Annotated in this window: 16 protein-coding genes; 6 read left to right on the top strand and 10 right to left on the bottom strand. The window is 59.3% G+C overall.

Annotated features, from left to right (window positions below):
* Nucleotides 1–6 precede the first annotated feature (6 nt).
* From ACILSR_RS22675 to ACILSR_RS22640, 8 genes are all read right to left on the bottom strand, one after another.
* Nucleotides 7–1,161 carry a ribonuclease D gene (locus tag ACILSR_RS22675; protein WP_395752085.1) on the bottom strand — a complete coding sequence of 385 codons (1,155 nt, stop codon included), beginning with the start codon at nucleotides 1,159–1,161 and terminating at the stop codon, nucleotides 7–9.
* On the bottom strand, nucleotides 1,158–2,594 hold the full coding sequence (rho, locus tag ACILSR_RS22670) for a transcription termination factor Rho (RefSeq protein ID WP_395752084.1): 1,437 nt from the start codon (nucleotides 2,592–2,594) through the stop codon (nucleotides 1,158–1,160). The genes ACILSR_RS22675 and rho overlap by 4 nt, the downstream gene beginning before the upstream one ends.
* Nucleotides 2,591–3,193, bottom strand: coding sequence for a dephospho-CoA kinase (gene coaE / locus ACILSR_RS22665; protein ID WP_395752083.1), 603 nt, complete (start codon nucleotides 3,191–3,193; stop codon nucleotides 2,591–2,593). Before coaE ends, rho begins: the two co-directional genes overlap by 4 nt.
* A gap of 122 nt (nucleotides 3,194–3,315) precedes the next feature.
* Nucleotides 3,316–5,952, bottom strand: coding sequence for an Amuc_1098 family type IV pilus outer membrane protein (locus ACILSR_RS22660; RefSeq protein ID WP_395752082.1), 2,637 nt, complete (start codon nucleotides 5,950–5,952; stop codon nucleotides 3,316–3,318).
* Nucleotides 5,953–6,049: 97 nt separating this feature from the next.
* A complete protein-coding gene (locus ACILSR_RS22655) occupies nucleotides 6,050–7,063 on the bottom strand; it encodes an Amuc_1099 family pilus-like system protein (RefSeq protein ID WP_395752081.1) in 1,014 nt (337 codons plus the stop codon).
* Between the two features lie 36 nt (nucleotides 7,064–7,099).
* Complete coding sequence (locus ACILSR_RS22650) at nucleotides 7,100–8,101, bottom strand: Amuc_1100 family pilus-like protein (protein ID WP_395752080.1); 1,002 nt, start codon at nucleotides 8,099–8,101, stop codon at nucleotides 7,100–7,102.
* A gap of 6 nt (nucleotides 8,102–8,107) precedes the next feature.
* Nucleotides 8,108–9,856, bottom strand: a complete 1,749-nt coding sequence (locus ACILSR_RS22645) for an Amuc_1101 family PilM-like pilus complex protein (protein ID WP_395752079.1) — start codon at nucleotides 9,854–9,856, stop codon at nucleotides 8,108–8,110.
* A gap of 57 nt (nucleotides 9,857–9,913) precedes the next feature.
* Nucleotides 9,914–10,564: an Amuc_1102 family pilus-like protein gene (locus ACILSR_RS22640; RefSeq protein WP_395752078.1), complete on the bottom strand. Its 651-nt coding sequence runs from the start codon at nucleotides 10,562–10,564 to the stop codon at nucleotides 9,914–9,916.
* Between the two features lie 274 nt (nucleotides 10,565–10,838).
* Between ACILSR_RS22640 and ACILSR_RS22635 the strand changes: the two genes are divergently transcribed.
* The 3 genes from ACILSR_RS22635 (at nucleotide 10,839) to ACILSR_RS22625 (ending at nucleotide 14,085) form a co-directional block, all read left to right on the top strand.
* Nucleotides 10,839–11,954 carry a sugar ABC transporter substrate-binding protein gene (locus ACILSR_RS22635; protein ID WP_395752077.1) on the top strand — a complete coding sequence of 372 codons (1,116 nt, stop codon included), beginning with the start codon at nucleotides 10,839–10,841 and terminating at the stop codon, nucleotides 11,952–11,954.
* Nucleotides 11,955–11,991: 37 nt separating this feature from the next.
* A complete protein-coding gene (locus ACILSR_RS22630; RefSeq protein WP_395752076.1) occupies nucleotides 11,992–12,777 on the top strand; it encodes a YdjY domain-containing protein in 786 nt (261 codons plus the stop codon).
* A 144-nt stretch (nucleotides 12,778–12,921) separates the two neighbouring features.
* Nucleotides 12,922–14,085 carry a prenyltransferase/squalene oxidase repeat-containing protein gene (locus ACILSR_RS22625; RefSeq protein ID WP_395752075.1) on the top strand — a complete coding sequence of 388 codons (1,164 nt, stop codon included), beginning with the start codon at nucleotides 12,922–12,924 and terminating at the stop codon, nucleotides 14,083–14,085.
* A gap of 72 nt (nucleotides 14,086–14,157) precedes the next feature.
* Here ACILSR_RS22625 and ACILSR_RS22620 read toward each other — a convergent pair whose 3' ends face one another.
* Nucleotides 14,158–14,535, bottom strand: coding sequence for a hypothetical protein (locus ACILSR_RS22620; protein ID WP_395752074.1), 378 nt, complete (start codon nucleotides 14,533–14,535; stop codon nucleotides 14,158–14,160).
* A 369-nt stretch (nucleotides 14,536–14,904) separates the two neighbouring features.
* Between ACILSR_RS22620 and ACILSR_RS22615 the strand changes: the two genes are divergently transcribed.
* From ACILSR_RS22615 to ACILSR_RS22605, 3 genes are all read left to right on the top strand, one after another.
* Complete coding sequence (locus tag ACILSR_RS22615; protein ID WP_395752073.1) at nucleotides 14,905–17,451, top strand: hypothetical protein; 2,547 nt, start codon at nucleotides 14,905–14,907, stop codon at nucleotides 17,449–17,451.
* A gap of 38 nt (nucleotides 17,452–17,489) precedes the next feature.
* The gene (locus ACILSR_RS22610; protein ID WP_395752072.1) at nucleotides 17,490–20,552 is read left to right on the top strand and encodes a hypothetical protein; all 3,063 of its coding nucleotides are present in this window, start codon (nucleotides 17,490–17,492) and stop codon (nucleotides 20,550–20,552) included.
* A 91-nt stretch (nucleotides 20,553–20,643) separates the two neighbouring features.
* Nucleotides 20,644–23,358: a hypothetical protein gene (locus ACILSR_RS22605; RefSeq protein WP_395752071.1), complete on the top strand. Its 2,715-nt coding sequence runs from the start codon at nucleotides 20,644–20,646 to the stop codon at nucleotides 23,356–23,358.
* 20 nt (nucleotides 23,359–23,378) lie between these two features.
* Here ACILSR_RS22605 and ACILSR_RS22600 read toward each other — a convergent pair whose 3' ends face one another.
* Nucleotides 23,379–25,859, bottom strand: a complete 2,481-nt coding sequence (locus tag ACILSR_RS22600; protein WP_395752070.1) for a hypothetical protein — start codon at nucleotides 25,857–25,859, stop codon at nucleotides 23,379–23,381.
* Nucleotides 25,860–25,922 lie beyond the last annotated feature (63 nt).

Here is a 25,922-nt window from a genome sequence, read left to right as displayed (position 1 = left end):
CCACCCCTACTCTGCCGCCACAGCCTGCTGCAGCACCTGCTCCAGGCCGCCGACCATGAGGTCGTGCTGCCAGCTCATGAGATGGCTGGCGGGATTTCCATCGATGACGAGATCCTCGATGGTGGCGCGCGATCCAAGGAGCGAAGGCTCGATCTCGAGGCCCTGCGCCACCTTTTCACGGTAGGCACACAGCTTGTCGATCTGATCCCTCTGCGCATCGCTTAGGCGGCCCTTGGTTTTCTTGGCACGGGCAGGCCAGTCGGCCGGTGCCGAGGCCATGGTGGCGGCCACGATGTCAAAAAACTCCTTCTTCCAGCGGGGGCGCCAGCCATTCGGCGGGTTCAGCGGCTGCCCTGCTTCGAACTGCTCGGCATAGGCGACCATCTGCTTGTTTGACATGATCTTGAAGCAGGGGGTGTCGCGCTCCTTGGCGATGCCTTCGCGCCATTCCCACATGGATTTGAGGATGGCCAGGCCTCTGGGGTGCAGCCTGCCGCAGCCCTGCACGCGCCATGGATCTTCCCGGGAGACATTGTCACGGGCGGCGACGTCCTCCTGCAATGAGCGGCAGCTCTGGTGGAACCAGTCTTCGCGGCCTTTGGCCTTGAGTTCGGCCACAAATTTGTCGGCGATGGGCAGGAGGTAGCGAACGTCATCCACCGCATACGAGAGCATGTTTGGCGGAAGCGGGCGGCGGCTCCAGTCGGCCTTTTGCGAGGCTTTGCAGAGGTCCAGGTCGAAGGCGTTCTTCACGAGCGCGGCCAGGCCGAACTGCCGTGCACCAAGCAGGCGGGCGGCGATCTGCGTGTCGCGAATGACCTTCGGATTCCAGTCATAGGTCCGGCGCAGCATGGTCAGATCGTAGTCTGCGCCGTGAAACCAGAGCTCATGTGCGTCCAGAAGCTCCAGCAGCGGGGAGACATCTGCGATGGCCAGAGGATCCACCAAGGCGTACCTGCCGGCGCAGTTCACCTGGAGGAGGCAGAGCTTTTCATGGTAGTGGTGCAGGCTGTCCGCCTCGGTGTCGAGGCAGCAGCGCTTGTCCGGGCTGGTCTTCAGCCAGGCACGCATCTCAGTGACCCAGCGGTCAAGGTGCTCGGGGGTGTCGATGAACTCGTAGTCCGCCGCTGGTGCTGCCGGGGGTGGTCCTGAGTCGCTCATTTCAGGCCCATGAGAAGGATTTCAGCATTGTTGCTGGTCCGGTTGATATTGCGGATCAGCATCTCCAGCGCCTCGACCGCGGGAACAGCCGCAAGCTGCTTGCGCACCTGGGTGATGCGGCGGAACTCGTCGGGATGGTAAAGCAGGTCATCGCGGCGGGTGCCAGATTTGAGCAGATGCAGAGCCGGGTAAATGCGGCGCTCGGAGATCTCGCGGTCCAGGGTGGCCTCCATGTTGCCGGTGCCTTTGAACTCCTCAAAGATCACCTCGTCCATGCGGTTCTCGGTTTCGATCAACGCGGTGGCGATGATGGTGAGGCTGCCGCCTTCCTCGACGTTGCGTGCGGAGCCGAAGAACTTGCGAGGCTTTTGCATGGCCTTCACATCCACGCCACCGCTGCCGGTGCGGCCTTTGCCACCCATCAGGGCGTTGTGGCCGCGTGCGAGGCGGGTGATGCTGTCCAGCAGGATGACGACATCCTTTTTAAGCTCGACGAGACGGCAGGCGCGCTCACGCACGATATCGGCCACCTGGCCGTGGCGCTTGGGGCTCTCGTCAAAGGTGGAGCTGTAAATCTCACAGCCCTGCACGGTTTCCTCAAAGTCGGTCACTTCTTCAGGACGCTCGTCCAGCAGGAGGACGATGAGCGTGATCTCCTTGTGGTTTTGAGCGATGGACTTGGCGATGTCCTTCAGGATGACCGTCTTGCCGGAGCGGGGCGGGGCGCAGATGAGGCCACGCTGTCCTTTGCCGAGGGGGGCCACGATGTCGAGGATGCGGGAGCTGACGGCGCAGGGTTTGGCGGTTTCCAGAATGATGCGGTTGGTCGGGAAGGTGGCGGTGAGCTTGTCGAACTCCTGCGGGGTCTCCCATTTGTCGATGGAAATTCCTTCGACTTCCGTGATGCGGTCGATCGCGAGGTACTTGTCCCGGTCTTTGGGGGCCTTGGCCACGCCGGCAATTCTCTGGCTGGGGCGCAGGTTGAATTTTCGGACCAAAAACAGAGGCACGAAAACGTCCTCGGGCAGCGGGGCGAAGCTGTATTTTGGGTAGCGGATCAGGCCGTAGTTGTCGGTGCCGATTTCGAGCACGCCTTCCACCTTGAGGCGGGTTTTGTGCTCGGCCATCCAGGAGCACAGGTCATAGATGAGCTGGTGCTTGGTGCGGCTGGCATTGAGGCGGTAACCCACCGTTTCGGCGAGCTCCAGGAGCTCTGCCAAGGTGGAGTTCTGCAGGTCATTGATGGAGACTTCCTCCGGGAAGGGCGGCTGGGCGCCTTCAGGCTTCTGCGGCTCGACAGCAGGCTGAGCCCCTTCGGCAGCAGGCTGAGGGGAAGCCTCCGACGGGGTATTCGTGACAGGAGGGAGGTCCGACACTGGGAGGTCGGGGGTGGCCGCAATCGTGGCGGCTGATTCAGTGGATAGGTCGTTCATGCTTGCAAGAGTGGACTTGCCAGCGTCAGCACTTGGGCTTCAAGAGAGGCCAGAGAACCATCATTCCAAATGACGGCATCTGCTCTATCAACTTTGGCTTCGATGGGCCATTGGGCATCCAGGAACTTGTGAACGGTCTGTTCGTCGAGCCCCCGGGTTTCCATCATCCGCCTAACCTGCACCGACCGGCTGGAAGCCACCACGATGACAAGGTCTGCTGAAACTGTAGCGCCAATCTCATAGTGGAGGGGGACTTCCGCAAGGAAAAGATTCACCCCTGCCTTTCGGGCCTCCGAGCGGGCGGCCTCAAGAGCGACCAGCACCGGGGGGTGCAGGACAGCCTCGAGCTTCTTGCGCAGGGCCTCATCTGGCAGCACCACCTCGCGCAGCCAGGCGCGGTTGACCTCGCCGGGTGCGGCAAGCACCCTGCTGCCAAAGGCGGCCACCAGCGCGTTTACGGTGGCTGGAAGCTTCAAGACTTCCGCCACAGCGTGGTCGGCGGAGAAATGCAGGATCTGCGGGGAAAGCTGCTGGATCAGCAGATTTACCAAGGTGCTTTTGCCGCAGCCTGCCCCGCCTGTAATCACCCAAGATTTCATCTTCGTAGTCGTATGGACTTGTTCCGGCGCGCTGAGCCGCCCGCCGTAAAACAAATCAGGCAGGATGCGCGAAGCAATCCTGCCTGAAATTTATTCACGTTAGGGAGACCCTTGCAGCCGTGTTACGGAGTAGGTCCGGGCACTGCTGGCAGGAGTGGTGTAACTCCTGGAGCACCTCCTCCAATATCAGGACCTGGCTGCTGCTGAGTCGCTGGCTTGATGCGCTGACCGGAGGGGTCAATCAGGTGGGCGGTCACGAAGATCATCAGATTGCGCTTGTAGTGCTGTTCCGACTCGTTCTTGAACAGGCGGCCCACGAAGGGGAGGTCGCCAAGGATCGGCACTTTGTCCTGCACGTCCTGCACGTCTTCGCGGATCAGGCCGCCGAGGGCGACTGTCTGGCCATCCCAGACGGAGACGCCTGTGGTGACTTTACGGACGGAGAAGACGGGCTGGTTGATGATGTTCGGGGTGATGAGACGCTCAGGCTGGCTGATCGGCACATAACCCGTGGTTCCAACGACCGTGGTACCAGCGGCACCGAGCTGAATTGGAAGCACCGACTGGCTGGAAGGCGAAAGGATCGGGGAGCCGTAGTTGATGAATCCGTCGAACTCGACCACTTCAGGAGCCAAGGTGAGGTCGATGGTGTTGCCATCAGCGCCCACGGTAGGTTCGGCTTCAAGACGGACACCGGTCTGGCGCATTTCGAAGGCCGTCGGGGTCGTCGGTGTAGCAATCTGCTGCTGACCGCCGCCGCCGCCGCCACCCACGTTCAGACCGCCACCGCCCTGAGGAAGACGAGGAGGATCGAATTCCGTCGGATAGATGAATTCGCGAGTCACTTCCATGGTGGCACGGGTGCCGCTCTTGGTCGTAACGCTCGGAGCGCTCATGAGGTCCACACCTTTTTTCTGGCTCAGACCGCGGATGACGTTCTGGAACTGAGGATCGGTGAAGATACCCGCGGTGGAGAAGATGCCAGGAGCAACACTTGTGGTGCTGGTGGTGGAACCGGTGGTAAGCAGGTTGTCGATGCTGTTGTTGGTGACAGCGAAGCCGCCGCTACGAAGACCGCCAGTGATCGTGCCACCGCCGTATGGGAAGGGAGCCGTGGTGCCAGTGGGAACCGGGCCTGCAAAGGCACCAGCCACAGGGATTGCCGGGAACACCGTCAGGCCGTTCACCACCTGTGCAGGAATGGTGTAAGGGGTGGAGAAGGGGTAGTTGCCAGCGGAGTAAGGCACGCCGTTGCCAGCGGTACCACCGCCGAAGAAAACGTTGTTGCCGTTCACACCCACACCGCCAAGGAGCCAGTCAAAGCCGAGTTCTTCGGTGTTCTTCTGGGTGACTTCGACGAACTTGGAGGTGATGACCACCATCTTGGGAGCCAGCTTGGTGATGGACTCCACATAAGCTTCCACAAGATCCAGGTTTGGCTGGGTGTTTCTCACCACCAGCTGGGAAGTGGCTGCGTTGTAGCTGGCGGAAGAACCTTCTGGGAACTGAATACCAGCGCCTTCGAGGATCTGGCGGGCGTTCCTGCGAGCGATCAGACCACCACCGCCACCACCAGCGCCACCGGCCGGGGCGAAGGGATCCTGCGGAGCAGCGGCACCACCTGCTGGAGGAGCATCACCACCCTGGCCGCTGAGGAAATCTGGCGGAACGCGATAGGTCTTGGTATACTGCTCACTGTTATTTTCAGAAAGCGGCACCACCAGGACAGCGTGGGCTTCCACTTTGAACTTCATCTGGGCCAGTTCGGTGACGTAGCGCAGCGCTTCGGACATTGGAACGTCCTTCAGGTCGAGGCTGATGGAGGCGTTGCTCGGAGCGTCGCCGGTGCGGAGAATGATGTTCACACCCTTCACGCCGCCGGATTCGGTGAAGGTGTCGAGGTCACGGCTCTTCACGCGGAGGTATTCGATGGCTTCCTCAATCGTTGCCCCTTGGAAGGAAACCGTCGGGAAAATGATTTTGTTCATCTTTTCCGTGAGGTAGGCACCAGGGCTGCGGCCCACACCGTACTCAAATTGAATGGGCTGCTGCTTCACCGGCACTTTGTCCTCCCAAGACTCGGCCACCTGAGTCAGCATTTTGGCGCGCTGGTGGTCATAGGCGCTCTTGAAGTAAGCCATGCGCTTGCGCTCGGCATTCTCCATACCGCGGCGGGCGGCGCTGTTGTAAGGGTCCGTGCGGAGAACGTCCTGATAAGTGGCGATGGCCTTGTCGTAGTCGCCAATTTCCACGGCACTGTTGCCGAGAAGAAGTCCAGCCTGGACTTTGCCCACGTTGGTGACGTGATCGGCGCTGAGAGCGGGCGGCCAGCGATCCGGATCGTCCAACTGCTTCATGAAGACGATGGCAGCCTTGTGTCCTGGAATGTAGGCCAGCGCGGCATCAAGGGCTTCACGGGCGCTTTTGTAGTCGCCGACTTTGGCGCGCTCCTTGGCCACCACCACGCTGCAGTCCGCATATTTGAGCTGCGCGAGTTCCAGCCAGTCACGAGTCAGCGGAGCATTCGGGAGGGCTTCAATGGCGGCCTTGTAGGAATTAAGCGCACCATCATAATCACCGTCAGTAAAGAGCTTGTCACCACGATCCATGGCGGTGCGAGCATCCTCAATGCGGGCATAACGGCGAGCGATTTCACGATTAGCCATGCCTGAGGGGCTCTGCGCCATCATGACGGCAGGCGAGGCCGCTGACAAGACGATGAGAGAGAGATTGAACGCCAGACGAGAGTGGTGGGTCATAGGGCAAACTGACAGTATTTTGTGGTAAAGAGAGATTACTAACAGAAGAGGGCGAACTTTGGCGAGTTAATTTTTCACCGGGTTGAAAATTGCGGCATTAACCTTGCTTAATTGTGATGATTTCAGCAGCGGGCTTGCCATCCGGACCGAGAGGAGAAATCGTGGCCTTGGTCTCTTCCAGAGTGCGGATGTAATAGGTTTTGGCGAGTCCGGGAAGGACGAAGGTACCGCCCTCCTTGATTCCGGGGATGACCTTGCGGACCTTCCACCGGAATTCAAATTCAGCTTCATATTCTGCCAGATTGTAATCCTTGCCCTCAACCAGATCAAATTCCTTGGTCGTGGACATGTCCAGCATCTTCAGAATGGTGCCATCCCGTTCTCCCAGGGTCGGATGCTGAATTTTTTCCTGACGGCTGCTGATAATCTTGAAGCGGTTGATTGTGGTTCTCTGGCCGGGATCTGCGAAACCGAATTCCTCACCGACCTTCTGAAATTTGCTCACGGGTTTGCCTGGAACCGTCCGCGCAATCTGGAAGGAGCCTTCCGAACCACCCTTCAGCAACAAAATGTAGTCGTGGCTGATGCGCTTGGTCAGGAATAGCTTGTTCGTGTAGGGGGGATGGGACTCGGGATCACGCGGATCCGTCTTGCCGTTGAATTCCTCCAAGTTGAAGAACCCGTCGTTGTCCTCATCGAGATCGCCCACATTGGGAGAGTAGATGCCCGCAAGCTCCTTCTCCGGCGGCACCTTGGATTTGTCTCCCGTGAGGAAGATATTGGTCATGGGAGGACGGAGCATTGGCTCAGGCAGCGTGATGTCGAAGAGCGCGTTGTCCTTCATCAGAATCATCACCGACTTATTCAAGGGCACAGGCTTGCCGTTGCGCACAGGCGCAATCCACTGGTATTTCTTCTGGATGGTGGTGATGGCGTCCGCAACCTTTGCCTGGTCGGGAGGATTTAATTCATTTCTGGAGGTGGCCTGGCCGAGAACAAGGCCATCCTCAAATGCCTGCGATTCCAAGATCAAAAAGACCGCCACGCCAATGGCGAGGAGAGAAGAGATGATCAGGATAGTTTTTTCGTAGTTGCCCTTTCGATTCTGCATGGTGCTGTAAGGCTGCGGATTGGATGGTAAATGTTATCAGTTTCCGGCTGGAGCCTGGGCCGCAACTCCTCGGGCGGCAGGCAGAAATCTCACCAGATCGATCTCCATTCTGACTCTCAGAAGCTCGTTGCCAAAAACTGGAACGACATCCACCGGAGCAGCTGGCGGGGGCTTGATCTCGTCCGAAGGGGCCTCTGCCTTTTTGTTCGGGTCCTGGACCGGGCTTGCATTGTTGAGCTGTGTTTGATCTGGCGGGGCGATCCTGACATCTTTGCGCAGAGGCCCATTCTGCACCTGGCTCTCGATGCGCAGCAGCCGCAGGGTGGTGAAGTACTTCATGTCCTCGGGGTTTGTGAGCTTGCTCACCAGCAGCTGAAGCGGACCCTGATCCAAGGTCAGATTCAACACGATCTGCCGTTTGTCCAGAATGGGGGCCGCTGTCTGCATCGGCCGGCCAAAGTTGTTGTTGGCAGGCTGCACAGGCGCAGCGTTCTGAGTCTCAGCCGCCAGCCTCGACCGCTGAAGCAGATCCACTGACTTCACGCCCGATTTCATAAGGACCTGCACCAACTCATTGAGAGCGTCGAGGTAGCCGGAGAGTTCGGTGGCGGCTGCGGCGGAGATGGGCAGCTTGCCGGTGTATTCCTCAAATCCAAAGGCGAAGTCTTCCGGAAGCTGCAGACCGGCTGCCGCCGCCTGAGTGCGCGTTTCAGAGATTTTGGCTTTCAGCTTGGCCTGAAACTCGATTTCCTTGATCGGCTCCACTGCGGTCTCGAGAGTAACCAACGCTGTGCCGAGTCTGTTTACTTCGGTGGCATATGCCGCCACGGCTGCCTGCTTGCTCTTCAGATTGGCATCGGTGGGGGCGAGCTTTTCACTTTTCAGATTATTGATCTGAACGCCGACAGCCTGGTAGGTGTCGCTCGATTCGGAGTAACCGCTCCAGGAAGAAAAGACCATGTAGCCCAAGGCGAGGGAGCCGAGGAGGGTAACGCCAAGAATGGCTGCGAGGGGTTTGTTATCACGTATCCAGTCCATGGTGCTTTATTGAAATTGAATGGGCTTGCGCAGAGGCAGTTTGATTTCAAAATTATAGGCAAAACTCGCGCCATCGACGCCGCTGTCCACCTTGACGACATACTTCTCGCGTTTCGTCTCGAAATCCGGCATTTCGAAGAGGTCGAGCTTGGCAAGTTTGGCGGCATAATCATACACCACCTTCTGCTCACCTTCCTTGTTGGTGCGGTAAAGCCCCTTCAAGTGCAGCTTGTAAACCGGAGCCACCTGGGCGCCATTCCTGCTGGCATCTGCGGGAGCAACCTTTTTGTCCTCCGCGTTGCCCCAGAGGGGGGCTGTGATCGGCTTGTCGTCCTTGAGGATTTCAATGGTCGGCAGCCAGATCAAGTCATTGTCATACTGCTGATTGAGCTCGTTGAGGAGACGAACCCACCAGGAGCGGTCGGTCACAGCCTGCTCCAACTGCACGCTGCGCACACGAAGCTCCTCCTGCATGGCGTCCAGCTTGCGGATCTCCCCACTCAAGCGGGAAAGCTCGGCCTGCTCGATCTGCATTTTAGCCGTCCGGGTGTCGATGGCTTCTTTGGCGGTGCCGAACCAGTGGTTAGCAGCACCGAGAGTGCCGAGGATGCACAAGCCGGCGAGAACCAGTGCGGGCGCACGGCGGGAGGCGTCCCGCGAGGCAGCCAATGAATCTGGAACCAGTTCAATCTCGCAGGGGCAGGCGCCCATGCCACGCAAGGCGAGGCCGGCCAGCTCTCCGAGCGCTGGAGCGTCGATCTGAGCTGCGTCCGCGCTGACACCACGGTCCAGCTGCACTCCGCGGAGGCCATTGAAGACCTCCACCGGGAGCTTGAGTTTTTCGGTGAAGAATTCCGCGACGTATCCAGCCGCCGAACCACCGCCTGCGAGGAAGACGCGCTTCGGGGCGCTGCCGCCCTGCTGGCTGCGATAGAAGGTGATCGTGCGCATGATTTCGGCATGCAGACGAGTCATGGAATTGCGCATGACCTTGGACATGGCGTTCACGCCTTCATCGGGATGGTCCTCCACGGCTCCCCCGAGTGCGATGAAGCCCTGGGAGCGCTTCTGGTTTTCGGCCTCGGCGAACGAAATGCCGAATTCCTTGGCAATGGCGTTCGTGACCGCGCCGCCGCCGACGAGCAGATTACGGGTGAAAAAGCGCTCTCCGTCGATGAAAACGAGGTTTGTGGAACGAGCGCCCATGTCCACCACGAGGGAAGGCTCATCGACGTCCGGGTAGCTGTAGCGGAAGGCATTGTAGAGCGCGAGCGGCCCGACGTCCATGCCCACGACATTGACCCCAGCGGAGGCGACTTCCTGATGCAGCTCATTGAGCAGCTCACGCTTCATGGCGGCCAGCACCACTTCGATTTCTCCGACTTCGGCAACGACCTCGTAGTCCCAGGAGACTTCATCGAGCTGCCAGGGCACATTCTGGCGTGCTTCAAACTCGACGATTTGCGCCAGCTTGTCTCCCTTTACAGGGGGCAGCTTCACAAAGCGACTGAAAACGGGATGCCCAGGAACGCTGCACCACGTCTTCTGGCCCTTGATCTTCAGCTTTCCAATGAGCTCATCCAAGCCTGCCTTCAGCTTTGGCAGATTGTTGACGTCCAGCGTGGGATCACCGTACAAGTCAATGATTTCATAGCGCTTCAGGATGAGATCTCCTCCTGCCGTCTTGCCGAAGACCGCTCCGCCGACACGTTGGGAGCCAAGACTGATAACTGCGATGCTAGTGGGGTCTGCCATGCTGAAAAAGGTGAAAATCGCTGATCAATGGAAAGCTTGCGGGGACGCGGATGTCACTCACTTGACCCGCACCGGCACATCATAGTCGCCGAACACCGCCGCGAAGGGGGTCTGCATCTTGTTGAGTACCATGTTCGGCATCATCGCAAAAGCATCTTTGTTTTCTTCCCACCAAGGCTTGCCGGACTTCATCGGGATGCTCGACTTGGTGGCGACAACCTGACCTTCCGCGATGAATTCCACACCCCATCCCTGAATGTCAGAGGAGGCGGTCACGAAGTCTTTCTGGAAAATGGACTTCAGAGTGGCTGGAGCAATGTAGGCCAGTGCATGGCAGGGCTCATCAGCGGGGATGTCGAGCAGTTCCAAGGTGCCGGTAAGGACTTCGCGCTTCGGCGGGGTTTCCTTGGTCATGTGCTGCAGCACGACGTAAACATTCATCGTCATGCCGGCATAGGAGCCTTTTCTGCCGCCTGCGGACTCCGGCAGCTTGATGTCAAACTCGACATCGATCTCGATCCAGTTTTTGGGATTCCAGCGCTTCATCTTCACGTTGCTCACCTGAAGCATGGGGGTCTGCTGCTCCTCGACTTCCACGCCTTTGACGCGAACTTTGACACCCGGGAGTTTGTCAGCGGTCGCAGGGGCTTGTGCGTGCACGGCACCAGTGATGAGAAGAGAGGCGAGAAGCAGGCTGAGTGATTTCATAGTTGGGCTGGTTGTTCCTGTATTTTAAAGTTTTATCAGCAAAACACCCCGCGCATCAAGCAGGGATTCTCAGAAAGTCGCGAAATTACCTCTCCACAAGTCAATTCCCTTCGAGTGATGGTCATGGTTTGATGGTTCATCGCGAAAGGCTTGCGGACTGGGAGCGCGGAGTTTGGGACAATCCCACCAGAGTGCAAGCAAAAGACTGCCGGGCTTTTCATGAACATCTCAGGCTTGTGCTTGTCTGGCATTGGAGCCTAAAATGCCCTCTACCATGATGTTCTCCCGCCTCCGTCTCTCCGCATTGTTTTTTGCTCCTCTGATCCTGTCCGCCTGCGGCCCTTCGGATGAGGCTGTCGTGGAAAAAGCAGCCGCCGAACTGAAAAAGGACGGCGCGCAGAAGGCGGCGCCCGCAGAGTCCAATGGCGCAGCCCCCACCGGGCTGCTGGCCGCCACGGGTCTCGCCGCCAAGGACGAACGTGCCGAGATCATCCTCCTTCTGCCAGACACGCGCATTCCCCTGCAGGAGTTCCAGCGCAACGGTCTTTCCATGCTCGTGGGCAGGCAGGCGGGCTACCAGCTGACCACCCAGGACGCCGCCGGCAGCAGCGCACAGCAGATGGAGCAGTTCCGCCAGGCCATCGCGGCGAAACCTGCCGCCATTTTCATCAGTCCCATCGATCCTCCAGCGGTGGCGGCTCTCATTGTCGAGGCCAAGACTCATGGGATCACCGTGATCGGTCTCGACAAACGCATGCTCAACGAAGGGTGCGCCAGCATCGTTTACTGCGACCAGAAGCACGTGGGCCGCATGGCTGCGGACACGGTGATCGAGGCCCTGAAACGCAAGGCCGCCGAAGAAAAGCGCAGCGACGTCACCGGCCGTGTGGTCCAGCTTCGCGGGACTGCGGACAGCTTTGCAGCCAATGAACTTGCCGAAGGCTTCAGCGAAGGGCTGAAAACCCAGCCGGGCGTCATCCTCGTCCACGACGCCCCGGCGGACTGGAGCACTGAAAACGCCACCAAGCGGACTGCGGAAGCATTCGCGCTGCAGAAGAATTTCGACGCGGTCTTTGCCCACAATGACGCGATGGCCTCCGGCGCAGCCAAAGCGGCAGAAACCGCCGGGCAACGCGAAAACGTCTTCATCCTGGGCACCGACGGCCTCTCCGGCCAGAAGCGGGGCCTGGAGCTGGTACGCGTGGGGGAGCTGGACGCCACTGTCGTGCAGCCTGCGCTGGTCGATCTGGCCCTGCAGATCGTGATGAGGGTCCGCACGGACAAAACTTTCAAGCCACAGCCCTTCTATGAAATCGAGCCGGTGGTGATTCTCCCCAAGAATGTGGAGCAGTCCATCCGTGTAGGTACCTACAACCTGCCCAAGCTGTAAGCGCATCTACATTCCCCTCACCCTCCCTGCCCCACCCATGCCTGCCTCCCACTCTCCCGACATGCTGCGTCCACTTGCCACCGCCGCCCTGCTGTTTTTCGCCCTGGCAGACCTCCACGCTCAGGCGCCCGCGGCTCCCCAGCCCAGTGACAAGGGCGCGCCTGATGCCAAGGCGCAGATGGAAGCCGAGCAGAAGCTGGTGAAAAAGATCTCCCCCGGGGTGTACGACCTCAATGGCATCCAGATCACCGCCGCGACCCGCGAGATCCGCATTCCCTGCGACATTCTCCATCAGAAGCTACCCATCGAATACGCCCTCTGCCATGAGGCCGGAGAAAAGGTCCACGAGACGATCCTGGAGACCAAGGTGAAGCCCATCCAAGTGCAGCTGGCGCTGCTGCTGGCCAATTACCAGCCCGGCACCTTTGGGATCCTGGAAAAGCTCGACCCGAAGGAAGAACGCCCGTACCGGGCGGAGGATACCAAGCCCCAAACGCCGGGAGCGAACCGACTGGCGATCCACATCGAGTGGAAAGAGGGAGAGAAAACCAAGAACGTCCCCCTCTCCGACTTCATCCAGAACGTGGATACCCGCAAGACGCCTCCTGATCTCGACACCTGGATCTTCAATGGTTCGTTCATTGATGAAACGGGCTTCGCTGCAGAGCAGACGGGATCCATCATTTCCACGTATGTGGACCGGAGCGCGATCATCAACTCCGCCGCCAAAGGCAACCACCGCGACGATTTGTGGATCAGCATGCCTGCCAACATTCCCGCGGAAGAAACGAAGGTGACGATGATCATCACGCCGGGGAAGTAGATCCGCATTCTCCGTCTGCCGCCGCCCTTTTCCCGGACAAAAACCGCTCCTTTTTCCGCGTGGGTGGTCAGGAATTGTCCGCGCACGAAGAGGCGTCCCTTGCCCATTGACGGCGCTCTCTTTCCATATCCAGTTCTCTGCATCATGAAAATCCCAACCCTCCTCCTCACACTCGCGCTCGGCACCGCCACCGCATTTCCCCAGGCCGCAACGCAGGTCTCGCGCAATGAATCCCTCAAGCAGGAGCTCCGCCTGAGCGTGGAGCGCGGCCTGAATTTTATGAGGTCCAAGCAGAACCCCACCACCGGACAGTGGGGGGAGGCCGAGCCCGTGGCCATGACAGCACTCGGCATCATCGGTTTCATGCTGGACCCGAACCGCAAAGCTGGAGACGCCGTCCCCGCCGAAGTCGAGAAAGCCACCAAGTTTCTCGTCAGCCAGGCCAGGCCGGACGGCGGTATTTTCACCAAGGGGCGTGGCAACTACAACACCGCGATGGCACTGACCGCCCTCCTGCTCAATAACAAGCCGGAAAATGAGGAAGTGATGCTCAAGGCCCGACGCTATCTGGTCCACTGCCAGGTGGACCTGGATGAAAAGGGCAAGCAGGACAACCCGCTGGATGGCGGCGTGGGCTACGGCGACGAGAAAGGCATGCACGCGGACATGTCCAACCTCACTTTCGCACTCGAAGCCCTCTACTACTCCCAGTCCCTGCTCGCCGACAAAGGAGACGCGGCCAAGAACGAGCCGCAGCTCAATTACAGTGCTGCGATCGACTTCATCCAGCGCTGCCAGAACCGCCCTGAGAGCAACAAGTCCGCCTGGGTAAGCAAAGACCCGGACGACGCCGGCGGCTTCATCTACAACCCCGCTGAAACCCGTGGCGAAAAGGTCACGAACCCGGATGGCAGCATCTCGCTGCGCAGCTACGGCAGCATCAGCTATGCCGGGCTTCTGAGCTTCATCTATGCCGGTGTGGACAAAGACGACCCGCGTGTGAAAGCCGTGATCGAGTGGCTGCAGAACCACTACAACCCAGATGAAAACCCCGGCATGGGCGCCAAGGGCCTCTACTACTACTACCAGACGATGAGCAAGGCGCTCAGCATCGCCAAGATCGACTTCATCAAGACCAAGGACGGCAGGACCATCGACTGGCGCGCTGACATCTCCGCCAAGCTGCTCGGCCTCCAAAAAGGCGACGGCTCCTGGACCAACGCGGAAGGCCGCTGGATGGAGTCTGACCCCGTGCTCGTCACCAGCTACATGCTGATGGCGCTGGGGCGGATTCATCAGACGCTGTAAAAAGTTGCCGAGTTGCGCCGCAACTGGTGCCGTTCTTTCCAAACGCCGCGCTGTCCCCAGCGCGGCGTTTTTTTAGCGCCCTTCCGCCAAGCATGCCCACGAACAAATCAACCATTCTCTACGAATAACAAAACCTCGTAGAAGCACTCTGGACATCTCACCGAGCTTTCCGTTATCCTCCTCGGAATGTCGCATCGCGTCCGCTGCCTCTGCCTGTTTCTCGCACTCGCCCTGCTTACCCGAGCTCTGCAAGGACAGCCCCCCTTCGCTCCCCAATGGCCGGCTGCTGCCAGTGATGCACGAAAAATCGACCAGATCGTCATCCCTCACCTTCATTTCAAAGGAGCCACCCTTGAGCAGGCGGTTGATCTTCTCCGCGCCAAAAGTCGCGAGTTCGACAGATCGCCCTCTCCAGCCGGTCGAAAAGGCTTCAAAATCATCCTTCGCCAAGGCGATACTCCAAACAAGTCATCCATCAGCCAGGAATTTAAAGATGAGCGGCTATCCGAAATCCTCCGTTACGTCACCGAGCTTTCCGGCACCCAATACAGAGTCGAGGAGAATACCATTCTCATAGTCCCCATCTCGGAAGAGTTCGACAAGATTGATCCCAATCTCCACACCCGCACGTTCAAAGTGCCGCCGGATTTCCACTCCAATCCTGCCCTGGCGGCGGCTGATACTAGCACCGGTTCAGATCCATTCGCCCCGTCGTCTCCGGCACCAGCGCCTTTAGCAGATCCTTTCGCACCTCCTGCTCCCGAGGCCTCGCCATCTCCAGCGCCCGCCAAATCTGCCCCCGCCTCGCCAGCAAAACCTTTGCCCACCCGAACCCAGCAAGTTCTCGAAGACATGGGCATCCCCTTCCCCGAGGGAGCCAGCGCCAGTTTAAATCCGCTCACCAATCTCCTCACCGTCACCAACACATCGCGAAATCTCGACCTCATCGAGGCCTGGGTGGAGTACGAAAGGCAGCAGGCACCCGCCACAGTCGCATTTACCCTCACCATCATCGAAGGCCCCGGAGATCGCATCCGCCAGGCCAATGCTACAGCCACAAAAACCGCGGATGCTTCCCAAGAACTGGCCACACTGCTCGAATTAGCCAGGCAGCCCGGCTCGACCGTCCGCGTCATCGGCGAAGCCTTTCTCGAAACCCAATCCGGTGCGAGAGCCTCTGTGGAAGTCGTGCGCAGTCACAAACTTCCCGCCCTCAGCACACCCGACGTTAAAAGCGCCCCTCAGCCCCCGCAGGCTGAACCCCAGATCGGCCTGCGCCTGGAACTCGAACCCACGGTAAGCAACGACAAAAGAAGTCTGACCGTCTCCCCATCTCTCTGGTTCGCAGCCATTCCCACTTCACCGTCCCCTCCCACAGCGGGCGAGTCTCCTGCCGTAAATCATTCCCCGCCGCCACCTGCCGCAACAACTTTGGCCTCTTTCTCATCCACCAGTGTCAGCCTCAAAGCAGGCGGCACCAAGCTCATCGCCATCACCAAATCCGTCCGTGCGCCGCAGGAAAATGCAGACATCCTCTGCGCCGCTTTTCTCACGGCCACCCTGCGTCACGTCATTCCTTTGCCGGAACCTGCTCCCACAGCCTCCGCCCCTTCCTCCATCCCGTCTGGCATGATCTTCACCTCCTTCCCGGTGCCAGAAGGCTTGCTTGACGAATCGCCGGACCCCGCGACACCTGAAAACACTCTGCAGACCTCGCTGGCCCAGATGGGCCTCACCACCATTCCAGGCTCATCGTTCGATCATCGCGAGGGCATCGTGCGCCTCGTCAACACACCGGACAACGTCGCTCTCATCAAAACGCAAATAACTCATTGGCTCAACTGCACACCAAAAACAGTCTCCTGCACCCTGCACACTCTGGAGGCTCCCGCCCCCTTCCTCCGTGATCTCGCGCAGCGGTCCCTCGCCACGGCGGATGATGCCGCCATGCTCGCTGCCATCGAGGCCGCCGTCGCCCGCGGAGAGGCCCGGTTCATCAGTTCCAGCTTCTTGAACGGCAAGTCCGGCAATCGCACTTCTTTCCAATCCGCCCGTGAGCACTCCTGTTTGGATGAGATCAAGATCGATGCCCGCGGAAATTCCATCCCCCATTTCACCACACGCCTCGTCGGTTCCATCATCGAAATCGAACTCTACATCGGTGCAGACAGCCGCACAGTGGATCTTTCATTGAGTCATGAGCTTCATACCGACGCCCCGCTGACACACCGCCACGAGCTTCGGCTTCCTTCCTCGACTCAGCCCTTGGATGTGCCCGTCATCGATTTTAGCATCCAAAAAACCTCCACCTCACTCCGTCTCACCAAAGGCAGCACCAAGCTCATCTCGCTCAATGCTCCAGCAGGCCTTAACAAGACCGGCACCCTCTGGGCCACATTCCTGAAGTGCGATTTGAACCACGCCTTCAAAGCCAGAAAAAAACTTGCTCAGGTCCAGCCGCCAAAAGCGCCCTCTTCCCCGCAGCCTGAAAAAATGATCGTTCGGCGTTTTGGTGCCGAAGAGAGATGTCCGGAACTGTTGAACCATCCGGGCTTTCAGACCTCATATTTTCTTCCGAAACCACCTCCCCGGTCAAACAACGGTCTGGTGGTGCATGGTTACCGCCCGCCCACTTCCGAAACACTTCGGGCATCCTTTGTGTCAGCCGGCGTGGAGTTTCCCCCGGGAGCCTATGCGCAACTTCTGGATGACTCCGTTAGTTTCATCGTTCGCAACACCCCGGAAAACATCGCCAAAATTCAAGCCGCTTTCCAAAGGCCTGCCGTACCCACCACCGCCGCTTTCACCTTCCACGTCATCCAGGCTCCCGGTCCCTTGCTGCGCCGAATCACCGCTCAAGCAGCCACCACAAGCGATCACAGTGCCGTGCTCGCAGAACTCCTTGCTGCCGTAAAATCAGGCTCTGCCCAGGCACTCGATATCGCCCGTATCGAGACTCAGTCCGGCTCCCGCGCCACGTATCGAGTCGGGGCGGAACACCCCTCGCCTCCGAATGACAAAAGCACTCCAAAAGGCACACCAGCCCCCCGCACCACCGGCCTCAACCTCGAACTCGAACCCACGATCGGCGCAGATGGCGTCACCGTTGACCTCACCCTCGATCCCGAATTCCACACCGCCCCGCCCTTCGAACATCGCGAGCACATCATCGATACCCAGGGCCACCGCCTCGAATTTCCCCTCACCGACTACTTCACCGCCAAAGTCACCACCGGCATCACCATTCCCGCAGGCAGCGCTCGCCTGCTCTCCCTCCACAAACCCACCGGCAAACCTGAGTTCGAAAAGGAAGACATCCTTCAGGCCATTTTCATCACCTGCGATCTTCTGCGTGCCGAGAAGTAGTCTCGACATTCTCTAAGAGCATCCAGTAATGTCCCCGCATGCCGTTCCGCGCCTGTTTTCTTTTCCTGCTTCTGGTACTTGGCACGCCTTCCGAAGGTCAGGAAGCAGGCTGGGACAAAAAAGCCGCACCTGCAAACAACGCTGCTGCGGACTCGGAGGCGAAAGCAAGGCTGATGAAAAAAATGGATGAGATCATCATCCCTTCGGTTCATTTCAAGAATGCCACGCCTGAGCAGGCGCTCGAGTTTCTCCGCAAGAAGAGCCGTGAACTGGACAAGTCTCCCGAGGGTTCAGGTGCGAGAGGGGTGGACATCAATCTGCGCCAGCCGGGGCACAAGGACGGGCCGCGCATCACGCTCGATCTGAAAAATGTGACGCTGGCCAAAGCGCTGCTGGCGGTCGTGGAGAAGGCGGTGATGATTTACCGGGTGGAGGCGACGGGCGTGATGGTGGCCGACATGCATGCCTACCGGGATGAGAGGCACACGCGCTCTTTCAAGGTGCCGCCAGATTTCCTCGCTTCTGGTCAGACGAAGCCGGGCGAGACAGCTCCTGCTGATCCGTTCGCCGCGCAGCCGACCACCCCCTCCTCGAACTCCCCTGACGGCGAGAATAAATGGAAAACCGCGCAGCAAATTCTGGAAGCTGCGGGGATCCCTTTCCCGGAAAAAAGCAGCGCGTCCCTCAATCCGCTCACTAGCGAACTCACGGTGACCAACACGCTGCCCAATCTCGATCTCGTCGAGGCTTATGTCGAAACAGGGCATTCGCTTCGTGCTTCCGTCGCATACACCCTCTCCGTTTTTGAAGCACCCGGTGAACTCATCCGAGAGGCCTGCACGCAGGCTTCGTCAAACGGCGATGGCGCAGCAGCTCTGAGCAAATTGTATGAGATGGCGAAAAAGCCGGACTCCAAGGTCCGCGTCATCGGCGATGCGTTTCTCGAAACCAATTCCGGAACCCGAGCCGTCTGCGAGAATGTATGCGAGCACCGTTATTCAAAAGTTTGGTCGCTTGATGAGAAGGGCCGCGCCACGGTCGATCAGGAGACGCAGCAGATCGGACTGCATCTGGAGATCGAACCGTTCGTGGGAGCAGACGGGGTCACCATTGAAACCGATCTGGATTTGAAACTCAATGAGGCGGCACCGATCCAGCGGCAGAACAAGGTCAGCATCCCGCCCAGCGAGCACCTGGTAGATTTTCCATTCACCGATATTCCAGGAACGCAAATCAAGACTGGATTACGCATCCATGGTGGCGGCACCAAACTTGTCGGTGTGACGAAACCTGCGGGAGCGGCCCGGGAGCAGGAGGACGTACTCTGCGCCATGTTTCTCACTGCAACGGTGCGGCGTGTTGAACCTCTGCCAGGTGCACTGCTGAAGGCGGATGCACCAGCCCATGTGCCGTCTGGCATGATGTTTGCCGCCCTGCGCGCGCCAGACGCCTTGTTTGATGACGCGATGCTTGAGTGCAGCCCCCGGACGGTTCATGCGTACATGGCGCAGGCGGGCGTTTCGTTTCCGCAGGGCTCTGTTTTCGAGCACCACGACGGCGTGCTGCGTTGCATGAACACGCCGGACAACCTCGCGCTCATCATGGCGCTGGTAGAGCAAAGGCTTGCGGGCGCACCTAAAACAGTTGCCCTCACATTCCACACTGTTGAAGCGCCCGCCCAGCTGCTGCGCGATCTCTCGAGGAAGACTTCCGTCTCAGGCAACGACGCGGCCATTTTCGAGGCGGTGGAGGCTGCTGCAGGCCGTGGTGAGGCACGATTCATCAGCTCCACCTTTTTCGAATCCAAACCCGGCACCCGCACCGCGCAGCAGGCCACGCGCGAACATCGCCACCTCGAAAGCCTGGAAACGGACGCGAAGGGAAATCTCGTCTTCAGCTTTGAGACGCGGCGAGTTGGATCACTTTTTGAAGTGGAGCCGGTCGTGGAAGCAGACAGCCGCACGATCAAGCTGGTCCTCAGCCATGAACTCCATTCCGCCCCGCCTGCATTGCAGGTCCAGCGTCTGGCGAATCCAGGTTTGCAGCAACCCCAGGACATACCCACGACCGATTTCAGCATTCACAAGACCACGAGCAACATCAACCTCACTTCAGGAAGGACCCGACTGCTTTCACTCAACCCGCCAGCCGGTCGAAATGAAACCGGCGTGCTCTGGGCTACGTTTGTCAGATGCGATGTCGTTCCGCAGGTGGCGAGATCTCCTTACTTCCGGCTCACGCCTCCAGAGGCCGCCGCAGATGCCAAAGAAACGCACACCCGAGCCTACCGCGTGCCCCCTGATTTCATGGGTGCAGGAGCAGATGCCTCTGAGCCCGATAACCCGAAAAAAACTGCCACAGCCAAAGCGTTCCTTGAAGCGGCAGGCATCTCATTTCCACCGGGTACGGACGCCTCCTATGATGCGCCCACGAGCCGGCTGTTGGTCACCAACACGAACGAAAATCTCGGTCTGGTGGAAGCTTACGTAGGCGGAGGCTGCTACTTCCCTCAGCGGCCCGTGGCACTTTCCGTCCATGTCCTGCAAGGCCCTGGTCATCTCATGCGCCGCCTCACGGCTCTGGCGAGTGGGAAAAGCAACCACCGGGCGGAACTCGACGCGCTCCTTGCCGGAGTGAAAGCCGGCAACGTAAAGCATCTCGGCATGGCCCGTATCGAGACCAAGTCAGGCATCCTCGCCACTTCGAAACAGGCCACACAGCACGCTGCCATCACCGAAGTGGCCATGAACGAAAAAGGCGAGACGTTCTTTTTTCAGGATACGCGTGAAGTGGGGCTCGGCCTGGAACTCCAGCCATCCGTGGGAGCTGACTCCGCCACCGTGGATCTCACCTTCTCCGCCGAATTTCATACCGCGCCGCCGTTCGAACACCGGGAGCATTTCACCGACTCTCAAGGCCGCCGCCTGGAACTCCCGCTCACGGATTACTTTGCCTCGAAGCTTTCCTCCAACGTCATCATCCCCAGCGGCGCGGCGCGACTGATTTCGCTCTATAAACCGGCCGGCAAACCTGAATTTGAAAAGGAGGACATTCTGCAGGCCATCTTCGTCACCTGCGATGTTTTGCGCCCCGGGGAGTGATTCAACAGAACATCCTTCTCGACACCCAGGGTTGCTTCACAAAGAAGGAAAACCTCGACACCGAGCCGCTGCCGCCGGTAAAATCTCTTACATGCACGGCCTTCGCCTGTTTTTGCTCATGCTCTTCGCCGCTTCCTCCTTGGGAGCGACCAAGCCCGCGATGAAGTCTCGCACTTTCAAAGCTCCTCCTGATTTTCTTTATTGGACGGATTCGACGGACAAAAAATCTGCTGACAACGGAATCGACCCGTTCGGGCCGGCTCCAGTGCCAGCCACATCGCTTCCGGCCGACGCGCCGCTGAAGCATCCGGTTTCTGCCAGGGAGACGCTGGAAGCCGTGGGTATTTCGTTTCCGGAGGGAGCCACCGCGAGCTTCAATCCCTTTACGGGCGCACTCAACGTCACCAATACTCAGGACAATCTCGACCTCACCGAGATCTACATCGAATCTTTGCGGAAAGTCGAACCCGCCACGGTCGCCTTTGCGCTCACGGTTATTGAAGGTCCGGGAGACCTCATCCGGAAGACGAATGACGAAGTTTCCAAAGTGACGGATTGCTCCCCGCAGCTCGCCGCTTTGCTCAAGCAGGCCAAAGAGCCCGGATCCAAGATCCGCGTCATCGGAGACGCCTTTCTCGAGGGGAAGTCCGGCGTTCACGCCACGCTGGAAGCCGTATGCGAACACAGGCACGCCACCCAGTTTGCGCTGGATGCCAAAAGCCGCTCTTCCATCACTCAGGAGGTGCTGCCCATCGGCCTGCGGCTTGAGGTAGAGCCCATCGTAGGAGCCGACGGCAGCACCATTCAGACCAGGCTGGCGCTGAAGCTGAATGCGGCGCCGCCTGAACAAAGGAAGGTCAGCGCCGACGATCCTGCCACGGGGCATGCGGTGGAATTTCCCGTCACGGACTTTCCGGAGATCAACCTCTCGAACGAAATCAGCCTCGCCTCCGGGCACACCCGACTTATTGCCGTGGCCAAACCCGTAGGCACTGCGCAGGAGGGCGCGGACATCCTCTGCGCCGCATTTCTCACAGCCAAGGTACGCCGCCTGGAGGCTCTGCCCATGGCCCAGCTCAAGGTCGCAGCTCCATCCTCGCTGCCATCCGGCATGACCTTCGCTGCCCTGCCTGCCCCTGGCGTCTTCCTCGGCCCTGGCCTGGACGACCCTGAGCATGACTCCCTTGACGCATGGCTGACCAAACAAGGCGTCACCTTCCCGAAAGGTTCCTCGCTTGAGCATCGCGACAATACGCTGCGCTGCGTTAATACGCTCGACAACATTGCTCTCATCGCCGCCATCACTGAATGGGAGCTTGGCCTCCAGCCCCGGACAGTGGCCCTCACTCTCCACACCGTGGAAGCGCCTGAGCCTTTTCTGCGCGACCTCGCGCGTAAGACGCTCGCCGCAGCGGATGACTCGGCCATGCTGGAAGCTGTGGAGGCCGCCGCTGCGCGTGGAGAAGCCACCTTCATCAGTTCCGCCTTCCTCGAAACCAAATCCGGCAACCGGGCCACCTATGAGTCCAAACGCAATAACCACTACCTGGATGAGTTTGGCACCGATGCCCAGGGCCGCACCAAACTGACCTTTTTCTACCGACCTGTCGGCACCGTCTTTGAAGTCGAACCGGTCATCGGCGCTGACAACAGCACCGTGGAAATCAACTTCAGCGTCGAACTTCATCCCACGGCCCCCGCCATCCACCGGGCTCATTTCCGCGATCCCGCCTCGCAGCAAGCCTTCGACATTCCTCTGACGGATTTCAACGCCCACAAGACCGTCACCTCTCTGAGCCTCACCAAAGGCGGTGCCAAGCTTCTCTCTCTCAATGCGCCCACCGGCCGAGAAAAACCGGGCATGCTCTGGGCCACATTTCTGAAATGTGATGTGGTGCCGCAGCTGTCAAAGCCACGTCATGTCAAAGCCAAACCGGCCACCGCTCCCAAACCCGCCGCCGACCCGGAAGCCATCCATACCCGCAGCTTTCGTGTGCCGGCTGATTTTCTTTCGTGGGCGTCGGACTTCTACGCTAAGGACGGCAAGAAAAAAGCCACCTCCGCCAAAGCCCTCCTGGAGGAACACGGGATCCCATTTCCTGAAGGAGCCGCCGCCTTTTACGGCGCGCCAACGACAGTGCTCGTGGTTACCAACAAGAACAAGAACCTCGATCTCATTGAGATATACCTCGACTCCATTTCCGATTTTGCATCGCCTCCGACACTTGCCTTCACCACCCATGTCATTCAAGGCCCCGGTCCGCTGCTGCGCCATCTCACCGCACAAGCCGCGACGAAGTGCGATCACCGTGCTGAACTTAACGAACTACTCGCCGGTGTGAAAAGCGGCTCCGTGCAGCATCTCAACAGCGCACGCATTGAAACCCAGCCCGGCGCCCGTGCCACCTGCCAGCAGTCCAAGATGCACAACGCTTTCAGTGACATGCGCGTGAATGAGAAAGGCGAACTTGTGTTCGAACAAAAGACACAGCGCGTGGGACTGAACATTGATCTTGAGGCCACACTAGACAGCGACGGCCGCACTGTGGAGGTCAACCTCGCCCCCGAATTCCACACCGCGCCGCCGTTCGAACATCGGGAGCAGATCATCGACACGCAGGGGCGCCGCCTTGAGTTTCCCCTGACGGATTACTTTACCTCCAAAGTCACGACCGGCATCGCCATCCCCGATGGCGCGGCGAGGCTGGTCTCACTTTATAAACCCACGGGCAAAGCGGAATTTGAAAAGCAGGACGTGCTGCAGGCCATTTTCATCACGTGCGATGTCATCCGGCTAACGGAGTAGCGTCTCCATCTACCTTTGGCTCATGGCTCGCCGAACTCCGTGTAATGCCTCCTGCGCGGCGGCTCGGTGACGAGGGCTTTTTGTTTCCAGAAGGTGGCCTGGTTTGCATCCTTTTCGCACGCCACGCCTTCGAGATAGCACTGGGAGAGATTTTTCATGGCCTCAACCACGCCTTCCTCGGCGGCGGCTTTGATCGCGGCAAAGCCGGTCTTTCGCTCTCTAATGTTCTGACCGTGATTGAGCAGCACCATGCCGGCCAGATTTTTTGCCGGAGGAAACTGGGTGGCAACGCGTGAGAGCGAGTCATAGACTTCCTGCCAGAGCGCGGGATCGTGCTCGGCCTTGCGCCACAGGAGATGCGCGGCCAGATAGGCCTCCAGCGGATGTTTTGAGCGGCTCATGAAGGCGAGCACGAGAGCACCTGCTTTCTCGACGTCCTGCGGCACGCCGTTCCCCTGAAACAAGGCCTCCGCATAGTAGAAGCGCGCATCGCGCCGCTTTCCTGCTTCAAATGCTTTTTGATACATCGCCAGGCTGCGGGCGGCATCGCGAGGGCAGCCATAGCCGGCTGCGTGCAGGTGGCCCTCCAGCAGCATGGCCGAGATGCTTCCACGCTCCGCGAGCTGATGCACCGGCTCCGTCCACGAAACGTCCAGCCATTTGCCGTACATGAAAAGCTGCCGTGCCATGCGATCGCACAGATTGTCCGCAAAAGGCTGCCAGAAGGTTTCCTGCGGAAACTCATAGACTGCGTTCATGACGACGGTGAGGGCCGGCTTGAAATCTTCGGTCGCCTCCAGCCCGCGCATCTGCTCCAGGATTTCCAGGCGGCACTCCTCCACCTGCTCAGCCTGCGTGAAGGCGGGCTTGAGCTCATGCAGCGATGTCGCGCTCACGAACTGCTCCTTGCCCGGGAGCATTTCGCTCAGCTCGATTTTGTCGCTCGCCCCGGTGATCCGCCAGTGGTCCTCCACATCACGCTGTACCGAGCAGACGAGAAGACCTTTGCCACGCGCGATGCGCTCCCCGCGCTGCACTTCGAACTGAAATGGCTGCGTGACTTTGATCTGGTCAAAGGTCTCCACCTCGGCATTTGCTCCCGCAGCCACGCTGATGCGCCGCACGGGCCAGCGGGCGCGCATTTCCTCCTCCAAGCGCAGGAGCACCTCCAACGAAGGATGGTCCAGCATGAAAAACTTCCCCTGCCCCGCCGCGACCTGCTCCAGCAGCTTTGCCACAGACACTTCGTTCCATGAGCGCAAATACGCCGCCACACACTCCAGCGCCTCCTGCTTCGCCGAGAGTTTGCCAGCAGCGCGTTTGTCCCCTGCCTCACGCGCTTTTTCGTACGCGGCCAGGGCGAGCTTGATGTCGGGCTGGATGCCATTGCCGTGCTCGTAGCGCTCTCCCAGCGGCATCCAGGCGCTTTTCTCCCCCAGATCCGCCGCGAGCTGGAGCTGCCTGAACGCTGATTCTGAATACCGCGCTGGATTCTCTGGGTCATCCACCACGCTGACAAAATCTGCCAGCGCTTCGAGGCGGCCGCCAGCGACCGCCTGCTGCAGCAGCACCACGATCTCCTCTCCGAAGCTGCCGGTGGAACGCAGCGCAAGCGCCAGCTGCTGCATGGCCTTTAAATTTCCATTCTCAGCGAGGGGCATGAGCATTTGCGCCGCCAGCACCGGTGCTCCCAGGCGCAGCAGATCCTGGCATGCGCGCACCCGTTCTTCCGCCGGAACCTCGCGCAACACTTCCTGTGGTTTCTCAGTCACCACTGATCTGCCCTCAAACATGCGGTCCAGATGCTGCGGCCAATACACAATCGCTGCGATCATCACGCCGCATATCAGGAGGCCCGCTGTCAGGAGCGAGGAGGCGCCCTCTTCCTCGCGCTGGGAATTCGTTTGAGCAGCTTCCTCCATGGCCTCCTTCTGACCTAAGGCGGACGGACTTGCGCTTTCGGGTGTGAGCAAACTCAGCGCCGCAGGAGCCTGCGCAACCACAGCTTCAGGCGGCGGCGCAGGCGGCAATATCACCTCTCCCAATCGCTCGCCTCCGCGAGGCTTCAGGGTGATGGGCTTCAGCAAATAACCACGGCGGCTGGTACGTGGCCCTGCCGCCGGCGCTGCATTCTCGGCCGTGTTCTCAGATTTCGTGCCCGTTTCCGCCACCTCCCATTTTTCTTCTGGAAGCGCGTCCTGATCTTCCACCAGATCCATCTCAAAGACTTCTCCGCCGATGCCGAATTTAAACGGCACGTTTACTTCCAGCTCGCTCGATATCACGTCGTTCACGGAGAACTGCGCCGCAGCGAAGACACCGATGATCTGAAAAGTCCGCTCCGACGTCCGATAGAACACGCAATGTTTTGGCAGGATGCCGACGCCTTCAAATCTGAGGTCGCACTCCGCACTGCTGCCGAGCGTCAGCGAGCCCAGCAAGGGGCATGAAATCCGGTGCTCAGCATCTAGGCTGCGCAATGTCAGAACCGTCAGGGCCATCGCCTCAGTATGCTAAACAACTGTTTAGCGTCGAGTCGGCATTCCACGAAAAAAACCTCAGAT

The sequence above is a fragment of the Prosthecobacter sp. genome, from assembly GCF_044222565.1.
In the GTDB taxonomy this organism is placed as follows: domain Bacteria; phylum Verrucomicrobiota; class Verrucomicrobiia; order Verrucomicrobiales; family Verrucomicrobiaceae; genus Prosthecobacter.
The sequence above is the reverse complement of the archived record's forward strand: the minus strand, read 5'-3'. Positions and strand labels throughout refer to the sequence as shown.

Coding starts and splice junctions, on each gene's coding strand:
- ACILSR_RS22640 (WP_395752078.1), bottom strand. CDS start 10,564: ATGAAATCACTCAGCCTGCTTCTCGCCTCTCTTCTCATCACTGGTGCC.
- ACILSR_RS22605 (WP_395752071.1), top strand. CDS start 20,644: ATGCACGGCCTTCGCCTGTTTTTGCTCATGCTCTTCGCCGCTTCCTCC.
- ACILSR_RS22660 (WP_395752082.1), bottom strand. CDS start 5,952: ATGACCCACCACTCTCGTCTGGCGTTCAATCTCTCTCTCATCGTCTTG.
- coaE (WP_395752083.1), bottom strand. CDS start 3,193: ATGAAATCTTGGGTGATTACAGGCGGGGCAGGCTGCGGCAAAAGCACC.
- ACILSR_RS22635 (WP_395752077.1), top strand. CDS start 10,839: ATGATGTTCTCCCGCCTCCGTCTCTCCGCATTGTTTTTTGCTCCTCTG.
- rho (WP_395752084.1), bottom strand. CDS start 2,594: ATGAACGACCTATCCACTGAATCAGCCGCCACGATTGCGGCCACCCCC.
- ACILSR_RS22655 (WP_395752081.1), bottom strand. CDS start 7,063: ATGCAGAATCGAAAGGGCAACTACGAAAAAACTATCCTGATCATCTCT.
- ACILSR_RS22600 (WP_395752070.1), bottom strand. CDS start 25,859: ATGGCCCTGACGGTTCTGACATTGCGCAGCCTAGATGCTGAGCACCGG.
- ACILSR_RS22630 (WP_395752076.1), top strand. CDS start 11,992: ATGCCTGCCTCCCACTCTCCCGACATGCTGCGTCCACTTGCCACCGCC.
- ACILSR_RS22650 (WP_395752080.1), bottom strand. CDS start 8,101: ATGGACTGGATACGTGATAACAAACCCCTCGCAGCCATTCTTGGCGTT.
- ACILSR_RS22625 (WP_395752075.1), top strand. CDS start 12,922: ATGAAAATCCCAACCCTCCTCCTCACACTCGCGCTCGGCACCGCCACC.
- ACILSR_RS22675 (WP_395752085.1), bottom strand. CDS start 1,161: ATGAGCGACTCAGGACCACCCCCGGCAGCACCAGCGGCGGACTACGAG.
- ACILSR_RS22645 (WP_395752079.1), bottom strand. CDS start 9,856: ATGGCAGACCCCACTAGCATCGCAGTTATCAGTCTTGGCTCCCAACGT.
- ACILSR_RS22610 (WP_395752072.1), top strand. CDS start 17,490: ATGCCGTTCCGCGCCTGTTTTCTTTTCCTGCTTCTGGTACTTGGCACG.